The 11164-nt window shown below is 68.2% G+C and carries 6 protein-coding genes and 1 tRNA gene; 3 read left to right on the forward strand and 4 right to left on the reverse strand.

From position 1 onward, the window contains the following. The first annotated feature begins 20 nt into the window (after positions 1–20). Complete coding sequence (locus FHS94_RS15970) at positions 21–1565, forward strand: carboxylesterase/lipase family protein (RefSeq protein WP_184059679.1); 1545 nt, start codon at positions 21–23, stop codon at positions 1563–1565. A gap of 14 nt (positions 1566–1579) precedes the next feature. Here the strand turns inward: FHS94_RS15970 and FHS94_RS15975 are convergent, their stop codons facing one another. Both FHS94_RS15975 and FHS94_RS15980 read right to left on the reverse strand, forming a co-directional pair. Next, complete coding sequence (locus tag FHS94_RS15975; protein WP_184059681.1) at positions 1580–2440, reverse strand: oxidoreductase; 861 nt, start codon at positions 2438–2440, stop codon at positions 1580–1582. Positions 2441–2508: 68 nt separating this feature from the next. Continuing rightward, positions 2509–3426, reverse strand: coding sequence for a LysR substrate-binding domain-containing protein (locus FHS94_RS15980; RefSeq protein ID WP_184059683.1), 918 nt, complete (start codon positions 3424–3426; stop codon positions 2509–2511). 91 nt (positions 3427–3517) lie between these two features. Here FHS94_RS15980 and FHS94_RS15985 point away from each other — a divergent pair, with 91 nt between their 5' ends. Further along, positions 3518–4399, forward strand: coding sequence for an aldo/keto reductase family oxidoreductase (locus FHS94_RS15985; RefSeq protein WP_184059685.1), 882 nt, complete (start codon positions 3518–3520; stop codon positions 4397–4399). A 54-nt stretch (positions 4400–4453) separates the two neighbouring features. Here FHS94_RS15985 and FHS94_RS15990 read toward each other — a convergent pair whose 3' ends face one another. Then, positions 4454–9058, reverse strand: coding sequence for an NAD-glutamate dehydrogenase (locus FHS94_RS15990; protein ID WP_184059687.1), 4605 nt, complete (start codon positions 9056–9058; stop codon positions 4454–4456). Between the two features lie 69 nt (positions 9059–9127). After that, positions 9128–10453 carry a PAS domain-containing protein gene (locus FHS94_RS15995; RefSeq protein ID WP_184059689.1) on the reverse strand — a complete coding sequence of 442 codons (1326 nt, stop codon included), beginning with the start codon at positions 10451–10453 and terminating at the stop codon, positions 9128–9130. Between the two features lie 172 nt (positions 10454–10625). Here FHS94_RS15995 and FHS94_RS16000 point away from each other — a divergent pair. After that, a tRNA-Thr gene (locus FHS94_RS16000) sits at positions 10626–10701 on the forward strand. Positions 10702–11164: the final 463 nt, after the last annotated feature.

Here is an 11164-nt window from a genome sequence, read left to right on the forward strand (position 1 = left end):
GGCACTGAACGGGAGAGGATATGAAGGCGGTTAGGGCGAGGCGGGCGGCGTGCTGTCTTTTCCTGGCCACCACGGTGCCGGTCGAGGCCGCACCGCGCGCCGTGACCAGGTCCGGGCTGGTGGAAGGCGTACAGGAAGGCGGCGTGGCGGTTTTCCGCGGCATCCCTTACGTCAGGCCGCCGGTCGGCCCCGACCGCTGGCGCGCGCCAGTGCCGGCGCCGCGATGGACGGGCGTCAGGCCCGCGACGCGCTTTGGCCATAGCTGTTGGCAGGCGGTGTCGCCAAAGGGCTTTGGCCCATGGACGCATGAGTATGTGGTTGCCGGCGACATCAGCGAGGATTGTCTGTTCCTCAACGTCTGGACCCCGGTGAAACGCGCCGGGCCGCGACCGGTGCTGGTCTGGATTCACGGCGGCGGCTTCAATTCCGGGTCTGGCGCGATCCCGATCTATGACGGCGCGGCGCTTGCCGCGCGCGGCGCGGTGGTGGTTACGATCAACTATCGTGTTGGCGTGTTCGGTTTCCTGTCGCATCCCGAACTGACGGGTGAAGCGGGTGGCAACCCGCCGGCGAACTTCGGCCTGATGGACATTGTCGCCGCGCTACGCTGGGTGAAGGCGAACATCGCCAGTTTCGGCGGCGATCCGGGTGCGGTCACGATCGCGGGCCAATCCGCGGGCGCGATGGCGGTGCACGAACTGGTCGCCTCTCCCGCCGCGAAGGGTCTGTTCCATCGGGCGATCGGGGAAAGCGGCTTGCCACGCGCGCTTACGCCCTTGGACCAGGCCGAAGCGCAAGGAGTCGCCTTTGCCAAGGAAAAGGGCGCGGCGTCGCTTGCGGCCCTTCGCGCCATGCCCGCCGAAGCGCTGCAACCAAGTCAGGGCGCAAATGCTGTGCGCTTCGTGCCCGTGGCCGACGGTCGCCTGTTGCCGGCGGGACCCTGGCGGGCGGCCAGCGACGTACCCATGCTGGTCGGGCTCAACGCCGACGAGGGGAGCGCGCTCGGCGAGGATTATGGCTCAGCGGATCCGGCGAAGCTGAGCGATCTGCTGCGTACCAGCTTTGGCCCGCTGGCGGGCAGGGCCGCTGCCTTGTATCCGTCCTCTACCGAAAGCGAGCGCGCAGTGGCCAATGAGCAGGTCCGGCGCGATCGGGGCTTGGGGGCGATCGACATCTGGGCCGGGCGGCGTGCGGCCACAGCACGCTCGCCGGTCTATGCCTATCTGTTCACGCACGTCCTGCCCGGCCCGGATGCAAGCCGCTGGAAGGCGTTCCATTCGTCAGAGATACCGTACGTGTTCGGGACGCTCGCTGCCTCGCCGGAACGGCCGGTCACCACTGCGGACAGCAACCTGTCCGCCGTCGTTTCCAGTTACTGGCTGAACTTCATCACGCGCGGGGACCCCAACGGCGCCGGCCTGCCGGAGTGGCCAGCCCTGACGCAGGCCGCACCGCGGGCGCTGTTCATCGACAACGTGCCCCAGGCCAAGCCGCTCCTGCGGCCCGAGACGCTGGCCCTGTTGCGCGAGTACGCGGCACGTGGCGGAGAGCCGAGCGCGTTTTGAGGGCGGCAGCGGCCTCAGCTGCTCGGCTGGTCCTGTTCCGGAAAGTCGGCGCCCAGGCTCGTCGCCCGGTCCTCTTCGATCGCCTGTAGCCGCTCCCGGAGCTTGCCGGTGACCGCATCGAAGCCGAAGCGGCCCAGAACCAGGTGCCGTGGCGGACTGTCCCGCTCCACAGCCGCGATGATCGCTTCGCCTGCCCGGACGGGATCGCCCGCCTGCGTGCCGCTGATCGCCTTTGTTCCCTCCATCCGGGAAGCCGCGGTGTTGGCGTAATCGGCAATCGAGCTCGGCGTTTGACGAAGCGACCGGCCCGCCCAATCGGTGCGGAACGGCCCCGGCTCAACACAGGTCACCGCGATACCCAGCGGCGCCACCTCGGCCAGCAACGAATCCGACCAGCCCTCCACCGCATGCTTGGATGCGGCATAATAGCCCGACCCTGGAAACCCGACGAGCCCGGCGACGGAGGTGAAGTTGACGATGTTGCCGCTACGCTGCGCCCGCATGACGGGCAGGACGGCCCGGGTCAACGCGAACAGGCCAAAGACGTTCGTGTCGAACTGGGCGCGGATTTCTGCCTCGACGCCCTCTTCGGCGGTCGCCTGGTAGCCATAGCCGGCATTGTTGACGAGCACGTCGATCCGTCCGAACCTTTCGTGCGTGGCGGACACGGCAGCCGCGATCTGCGCTTCGTCATTGACGTCCAGGTCGAGCGCGAGCGCGTTGGCGTTCCCCTCGACAAGATCGGCCACCCGGTCCCGTCCCCGCGCGGTCACCACCGCGCGCCAGCCCCGGTCCAGTACCAGCCGCGCCAGGTCGCGCCCGAACCCGGTCGAACACCCGGTGATGAACCAAACGGGCGATTGCGGGATAGCCATGGAGGTAACCTCTATTCGGAAAGTCGATACGGGACGGCTGAACGCGGCGGTGCTGGCTTGGGTCCCGGTCAGGTTGCCGATGGGTGACGCGCCGTCCTGACGTAATCAACAAAGGCGCGAAGCGGCGGCGGGAGCAGGCGGCGTCCGGAATAGTAGAGGAACGGTCCGGAAAAGGGTTGCCACCACCCCTCAAGCACCGCTTCGAGAGCGCCGCTGTCGAGATGGGGGCGGAGCCAATCCTCGAACAGGTGGATGATCCCGCTGCCTGCGACGGCGCTGTCCACCGCCAGGTCCGTGGCGCCGCCCACCCGAACGATCAACCGGCTACTCGGCTCGACCCGGACGATCTCGCCCGCCTGTTCGAACTGCCAGGGGCTGGTCAGGGCGCCGCTGGCGAACCGGCCGAGGATGCATGCATGGCCAATCAGGTCGCGCGGGTGCGTCGGGCGGCCATGGCGATCGAGATAGGCCGGCGCCGCGGCGGTCGCGAAGCGCTGAACCCGCGGCCCGATGGGAACCGCGATCATGTCCTGCTCCAATCGTTCGTCATAGCGGATGCCTGCGTCGCTTCCGCTCGCCAGCACATCGACGAAGCTGTCCTCCGCCTCGATCTCGACCTTTATCTCTGGATAGGCCTCCAGAAAGCCGGGCAGGATCGCGGGCAGCACCAAGCGGGCGGCGCTGACCGGCACGTTCAGCCGCAACGTGCCGGTTGGCCGGTCGCGCAAGCCGTTGACCATGTCCAGCGCGGCTTCCACTTCGCCCAGCGCAGGCTGAACCCGCTCCAGCAACAGCGCGCCAGCCTCCGTCGGCGTGACGCTGCGTGTGGTACGGTGGAGCAGGCGGAGGCCGAGTTGCGTCTCCAGCCGCCGTACCGCCTCGCTCAGCGTGGATGCGCTTGCCCCCGTGATGCGGGCGGCATCGCGGAAACCGCGTGCCCGTGCCACGGCGACGAAGGCGTTCAGGTCGACCAGATCAGCGGGCATTGTTCGGTTTCCTGCACAGGCTGTCCCGATCATGCCGGCTAATCAGTGTAATGTAAGCGTCCTAGATCGGGGTCGTGAAATGGAGGCGACAATGCAATCGATCGAATTCACGGGCGTGTATTCCATGGGTGACCGGCGGGTCCGGCGGCTGGGCTATGGTGCCATGCAACTTGCCGGGCCTGGCGTGTTTGGGCCGCCCCGCGACCCTGATGCCGCGCTTGCGGTTCTGCGCGCGGCGGTCGAGGCCGGCGTCGATCATATCGACACCAGCGACTTCTACGGCCCCCATGTCACCAACCAGCTGATCCGAGAAGCGCTGTCGCCTTATCCCGAAGATCTGGTGATCGTCACAAAGGTCGGCGCGGAGCGTGGTGATGACGCGTCATGGAACCCGGCGCAGGAGCCTGACCAGCTTCGCGCAGCCGTGAAGGACAATCTGCGCAACCTTGGCCTCGACCGGATGGAAGTGGTCAATTTCCGGGTCCATCCCGGCCATCACGGAAGGGGCCACCATTCGATCGCCAAGAGCTTCGAGGCCATGGCGGCAATGCAAAGCGAGGGCCTGATCGGTCATCTCGGCATCAGCAACGCGACCGCCGGGCAGGTGGAGGAGGCGCGCGGCATCGCCCCGATCGTCTGCGTGCAGAACCAGTACAACCTTGCCCATCGGGAAGATGATGATCTGATCGACGCGCTGGCGGCCGATGGCATCGCCTATGTGCCGTTCTTTCCTCTGGGCGGCTTCAGCCCGCTGCAATCCGACACGCTCTCGCAGGTCGCGCGGCGGCTGGACGCGACACCGATGCAGGTCGCTCTCGCCTGGCTGCTTCAGCGCTCGCCCAACATCCTGCTGATCCCGGGGACCTCGTCAGTTGCGCACCTGACGGAGAACCTCGCGGCCGCAACCCTCGTGCTCCCGGCCGATGCGGTGGCCGAGCTGAACGGGATCGGCGCATCGGCCGGCGAAGGTTAAGCCAGGGTCGGCCGACGGCACTCCCGCCGTCGGCTGGCTGGCCCATCGCGCGCGTCAGCGGGCGAGCAGCACCCGTGCCTGGCCCGCAATCTGCGCCAGCATCGCTGCACCCGGCTGTGCCGCGGTGCGCGCCCGTGCGACCAGCCCGCGGAACTGGGCGACGCGCCCTGCCTGTTCCGCAAGCCATGCTTCCACCGCCGCGCCGGGATCGCCAGCGGCTCGCCGGCCGAGAAAGTCGAGCCGGAGCTGCTGGAAGTCGCGCGACAACCCCGCAAGCAGCAGCCGCTCCCACGGATCGCCCGAGCTGATCCGCGCGGCGGTACCCTGCGCCCAGTCGAGGCCCAGTGCCTGGCCGAGCCGGGTAAAGGCGCGGGTCAGCACAGCCTCGTCCTCGCCCAAGCGCTGGCCAAGATCGGCGAGGCCGATCGCGCCGTCCATTTCGAACAACCGGGCCACACGCCGGGCCAACGATGCCGGCGCGCCGACTGCGACCAGCGACGCCTCGATCCGGGCGGAATGGCTGCGCGCCTCATCGAGGAGCAGCTCGTCAGTGCGCCCGGCAAGTTGCGCGATGCCGGGCCGCAAGCGCGCAATGACATCGCCCGGCGCGGTTCCCGCCGGCGTGGCGCGCAGCAGGTCGGAAATGTGCGAACCGGTCGCTGCAGCAATCTCCTCGAACAGGGCAAGCCGGCCCGATTCGGGCATGGCGGTGGCCTCCACCTCCGCCCAGAGCGGCAGGAGGTCGAACAATTGCTCCGCCACCACGAACATCGCCGCGACGTCGGCGATCGAAGCCCCTTCTTCTTCGGCAACTTCAAAGGGCTGCAAGACGCCCAGGCGGTTCACCATGCGGTTGGCGAGCTTGGTCGCCACGATCTCACCGCGCAGGCGATGGCTGTCGATCGCCGGGGCAAAGCGTTCGCGCATGGCGTGGGGGAAGGCAGCGTGCAGGTCAGGCCGCAAGGCGTCGTCACGGCCCAGCCCCGCTACCTCGATCGCGTCCTGCAAAGCGAGCTTGGCGGTGGCGAGCAGCACGGCGAGCTCGGGTCGGGTCAGTCCTTCGCCCTCCTGCCCACGGCGCAGCAGGTCCTCATTGCCCGCCAGCCCTTCAACGCGGCGGTCAAGCCGTCCCGCGGCTTCGAACATTTCAACCAGCCGCACGTAACTCGGCATCGCGCGGGCGCCGCCACGTTCCGCGATGGACAGCGCCAGCGTCTGAAGGCGGTTGTCCTCCAGCACCAGATGCGCGACATCGTCGGTCATGGACGCGAGCAGGGCGTTGCGGTCAGCCTCGGGAAGCCGGCCCTCGACCATCTCGCGGTTGAGCGCGATCTTGATGTTCACCTCATTGTCCGAACAATCGACGCCCGCCGAATTGTCGATGAAGTCGGTGTTGATCCGCCCCCCGCGCGCGGCGAACGCGATCCGTGCCGCCTGCGTGACGCCCAGGTTCGCGCCTTCACCGATCGCACGAACGCGCAGATCCTCCGCATCGACGCGCAGCCGATCGTTGGCTGGATCACCGACGGCGGCGTTGTTCTCGGCGCGCGCCTTCACATAGGTGCCGATGCCGCCGAACCACAGCAGGTCGGCGGGTGCGCGCAGGATCGCCGTGATCAGCGCAGCAGGCTCGATCTCGCCAGCGTCGATGCCCAACGCCGCTGCGGCTTCTGGTGAGACGTTGATCGACTTCGCCGCCCGGCTGTGCACGCCGCCGCCCGCCGACACCGGCGCCGACCAATCGGCCCAGGAAGAGCGGGGCAGGGCGAACAACCGCTCGCGCTCCGCATAGCTGATGGCGGGATCGGGGTCGGGATCAAGGAAGATGTGGCGGTGGTCGAAGGCGGCGACCAGCTTGATCGAGCGGCTGAGCAGCATGCCGTTGCCGAATACGTCGCCCGACATGTCGCCGCAGCCGACCACGGTGATCGGGTCGGCTTGTACGTCCACGCCCTGTTCGGCGAAGTGGCGCTGGACGGACACCCAGGCGCCCTTGGCCGTGATGCCCATCGCCTTGTGGTCATATCCCTGGCTGCCCCCGGACGCGAAGGCGTCGCCCAGCCAGAAGCCGCGCTCCAGCGCCAGCGCGTTGGCGACGTCGGAGAAGGTCGCGGTTCCCTTGTCCGCGGCGACGACGAAATACGGGTCCTCGCCGTCGAGGACGCGCACGCCGGTCGGGTGCACCACCTGACCGTCGACGATGTTGTCGGTGATCGACAGCAATGCGCGGATGAACACGCGGTAGCTCTCCGTTCCTTCCGCCATCCACGCGTCGCGATTGGCGGGGGAGGGTAGCTGCTTGGCGTAGAAGCCGCCCTTGGCCCCGGTCGGGACGATGACCGCGTTTTTCACCCGCTGCGCCTTCATCAGACCCAGGATCTCCGTTCGGAAATCGTCGCGCCGGTCCGACCAGCGCAGGCCGCCACGCGCGACGGGGCCTGCGCGCAGATGGATGCCCTCCACCCGCGGGCTGTAGACCCAGATTTCCCGCCAGGGCAACGGCGCTGGCAGGCCGGGAATACGGTGGCTGTCGAGCTTGAAGGCGAGCGCCTCCACGCCGCCGGGCGCAAAGGCATTGGTGCGCAGGCACGCTTCCACCAGGGAACGATACGCGCGCAGGATGCGGTCGTCATCGATCGCAGACACGGCGTCGAGGCCGGCGGTGATCGCCGCATCCGCCGCGTCAACATTACCGCCGTCCGGCCCATGCGCGGCCGTGAAGCGCTGCACCAGAGCGGCGGCTACGCGTGGCGCGCGGCGTAGCGCGTCGACCACGGTTGCAAGACCATAAGGCAGTCCCGCCTGGCGAAGGTAGCGGAACCAGGCGCGCAGCAGCACCACTGCGCCCGGTTGCAGCCCCGCTTCAACAATCAGCCGGTTGAACCCGTCGTTTTCCGCCTGGCCGGCAAGCACCGCGGCGACGGCCTGCTCCAGCACGGCGGGATCCGTCGGCAGCTGACCGCCGGGTTCCACCAGGAAGTCGTGGATGGCCGAGCGCGTCTCGTCCGACAGCTGGGTGGGCAGCTCCTCCACCACGCGAAATCCGAAGTTCTCAAGCGCCGGCACCGCGTCCGACAGCGCCAACGCGCCACCCTGGCGGTAAAGCATCAGGTGAGGGCGCCCGCCCAGTTCCGCGAGGCGAACGTCGCGCGCGTCCGGCCCGTCGAGGCGGGACAAGCGGATCGCGTCCGCTGCGGCTTCCTCTGCGGAATGGGCATTGCGGTAGCCCAGCGGAAACGCGCCAGCGAAGCGCAGCGCGAGCCGCGCCGCGCGGGCCGTTCCGATCGTCTCGCCGAGCGCCGCCTCCACGGCCGGCACCCACCCGCGCACCATGCGCGCGACGCGCCGTTCCAGCGCGCTATCGTCGACCGTCGTGCTGATGCCGCGCACATCCAACGTATAGCGGAGCAGGGCGACGCCGCTGTCCTCCAGCGCGATCGACCAGTTGAGCACCGCGCCGCCAGCCGCCTCCGCCAGCATCTCGCCGATCGCGACCCGGCGCTGGGTGGTCAGGTCATCACGCGGCAGCCACACAAAGGCGAACACATGCCGACCGAGCGCGGAGCGAACGGTGCTGAGCGCCGGGCGGGGCCGGTCGGCGAGCGACATGGCGGTCAGCACGAGCTGTTCCAGCGCATCGGGAACGAACGCAACCGCTAGGTCGTGGGGCAGGGCGGACAGGGCGTGGGCCAGCGCCTTGCCATTATGACCGCGCGGGTCGAAGCCGAACTTAGCCTGCAGCTCCGCCAGGTGGCGCCTCAGCATCGGCACCTCGGCTGCTGGGGCGGCCAGCGCCGCGCTGGTCCACAGGCCGGCATGGATGGACAGGCCGACCACCTGGCCGCCTTCACGCACCGGCAGCACGATCAGGTCGAGCGGCACCGCGCGGTGGACGGGAGAGATCAGGTTGGATTTGAGCAGCAACGGTGCCTCGCCGCCCCGACGGAAATGGTCGAGCGCCAGTTGGCGGCTCCCTTCGGCAAGGATGGGTACGGGGCGCGAGGCGCGCGCAACGCCCAGCGCCGCGAGGGTGCCGTCGCCTTCGCGCCATTGATCATGGCCCAGCAACGTCAGCCGGCTGTCGGCAAACCACTGCAACAGCGCGACGCCTTCGCTATCGCCGCCCTGTTCGTCGCTTAATTGTTGCGCGTCGGCCGCCAGTGCCTGACGCAGGCTGGTCCAATCCCCTACCGCGGCGCGCACATCCGCCAATACGGTCGCCAGTGCGTCCACCAGCCCGCGCCGGTCGCGGGCATCGACCCGCTCCACCTCCAGGTAGATGATCGATTCGCGTGCCTCGCCTTCGCCGACGGCCAGCAACGTGCCCGATGCGTCACGCCGGACGGCGACGACCGGGTGGATGATGCGGTCCACCACCATGTCGCGCGTGCTGAGAGCCGCAGCGACAGAGTCGACCAGAAACGGCATGTCCTCGCCGACCACAGCCAGCCGCATGCGGCGGCGCGGGTCGTCGTCTTCGGCGGCGAGCGGCGCCAGCGCGATCGCCGGCGTGCCCGGCGTGCGGTGCTGGGCGGCCTCCACCACGAATCGAGCAGCAGCGGCCTGTTCGGTGTCGCCAAACCCACCCAATTCCCCGGGCAGTGCGCCCTCTGTCAGATGAAAGGCGAGCTGGACGGTAAGCGTCTGGAGATCGGTCATGGCCGGGGGCTATGCGCCCGTCGGCAGGGCGGCTCAACCCCGCCGAAACTGTGACCGCTACCTTCTTCGTCAGTCGATCGCGCGCAACGCCCGGTCGGCCAGCGACGCATCGCGGCTGGTGCCAAGCAGGTCGAAACCCCCGCCCGCTGCGATGCGAGCGACCAGCACCACCGTCTCGCCGGTGTCGCCCGGCAGGTCAAAGGCGACATGGGCGATCGGTGCCCGTGCGGGGCGTGGCGGCTTGGCAGCGGGCGCCGGCCGCTTGGCCTCACGCTCGGCGGCGACCACGCCCTTGATGCCGCCAGGAAAGCTGTCGAGGAACGCGCCGAGGCCGCCCGCGCCGATGTCATGCCGGCGCGCATGGGACAGAACCGCCGCGAACTCGGTGAGACGCGTCTTGTCGTAATCGGCGCCGAACACCAGCTTCACGACCGGGGTCAGGGGCGCGCGCGCCTGGATCGTGACGCCGGCATCGGCGGCAAGCTCGGCGAACCCTTCGGGATCGGCGGCGGCAGACAGGCCGAAATCGTGCGCCCGGGCAAGTGCCCGATACAGCGCGGCGCGGCTGCGCGTGTCGGCGGCACGGACGGCCGCGGCGCTCTCCCGTGCCATGGACAGGCAGTCCGCGAGCGAGCCGGTCATCATCGGGTCAACGAGCGACGTCGGCGCCTCTCCGGGGGCGGCCCGATCGTCCTCGTCGTCATCCACACCGGCCTGTGCGGCAAGCGCTTCAAGCGTTGCTTCATCGAAACCGGCGCTGGGGCCATCGGCCCAGATCGGCGCGTCGCTGGTCGATTTGGGGCCCGCGCGCACGGACGCATCGAGCTCTGCATCGAGCCCCGCCTGGGTGCCTAGGTCCACCGTCTCCTTCCAGTTGATCACGCCATAAATGAAGTCGATCGTGTCGCCGGTAGAGGAGAATGGCATCAGGATGCCGCGATACAGGGTGGTGCGCCCGCGCGTGCCGACGAACTCCGCCTCAAAGCCGATGGGCGCACAGTTGGCGATGATCTGGAGATAATGGTCGGTGAGGCGCGACAGCAGGGAGCGGCTGGGCACGTCCGCGATCTTGTGGATGTTGAGCGCCAGCCCGCATTCCTCGCGAAGCGCGCGGCCGAGATACGCGATGGAGGGATCCTCGATTCCTGCCGAGAAATCGAGCAGCACGCTGTGCGCGCCGAAATCCACGATGCTGTCAGGATCAAGATCGGCAATGGCAGGGTAGGCGCGCCCCTTCAGCAGCGACACCCAGTGGTTATAGGCCCGAACGTGCATGCGGCGTTCGTCCCCGCCCAGGTCGAACATGGCATCCTCAATGCCCGCATCCGCCGCTTCATGCGCCAGCTGCAGGTCGTCGCCGTCGATCGCATCCTCGAAACCGCGCGCGATGTTCATGACCGTTGTCCAAGCCCCTGTAACCGGCAACGCTGCCGGCTTCAGGGGCGGTTGTGCATTTGATGTGGTAAACGGGACGTAAAGCCGCTGGGCCCGTTATGCTCAGTCGCGCTTGTCAGCCACGATTCGACCTGTTAAGCGCCGCCCTCCAGCCGGCCCTTGCGCCGGCGGCGCCGCTTTAGCTCAGCTGGTAGAGCATCGCATTCGTAATGCGGGGGTCACAGGTTCGAGTCCTGTAAGCGGCACCACCTTTCCAGAGCAGCATGAACCAGGAAAGCGCGACTAACCTACGCTGAAGTGTCTTCGGCTGGGTGGCCCACGTGGGTCCTAGCTGGGTCGCCTTCGGCCCAGTCAAGACCCAGTGGTTAATAGCTGCGCCGCCGAAGTCGCGCCGCCGCGTCAGCTTCAGCGGCACCACCTTGTCAGGCTTGCGGCCTGAACGGCTCCATTACGAAGCCGGGCAGCCGTCAACCCGTCTTATAGGGGGCCCTCTGTCGATCGTGAGGCGACAGGCTCAGATGTGCTGATGCGCCACTAGTAAGATTAGAGCGGACGGAGCCGCTGAGTGGCTGGTGGGCAGTTTTCGATCGAGCGCTACCCTCAGGGGCACTGCAGCCTAGGGTCAGGACCCATTGATGTGAGAGGCGCGATCTGATTCAGGCTCTGTGAGGAGAGCGTGGATGAGCGACCTGTACTGGCTGACGGATGAGC

It is taken from the genome of Sphingomonas aerophila (assembly GCF_014199305.1).
GTDB classification, from domain to species: Bacteria; Pseudomonadota; Alphaproteobacteria; order Sphingomonadales; family Sphingomonadaceae; genus Sphingomonas; species Sphingomonas aerophila.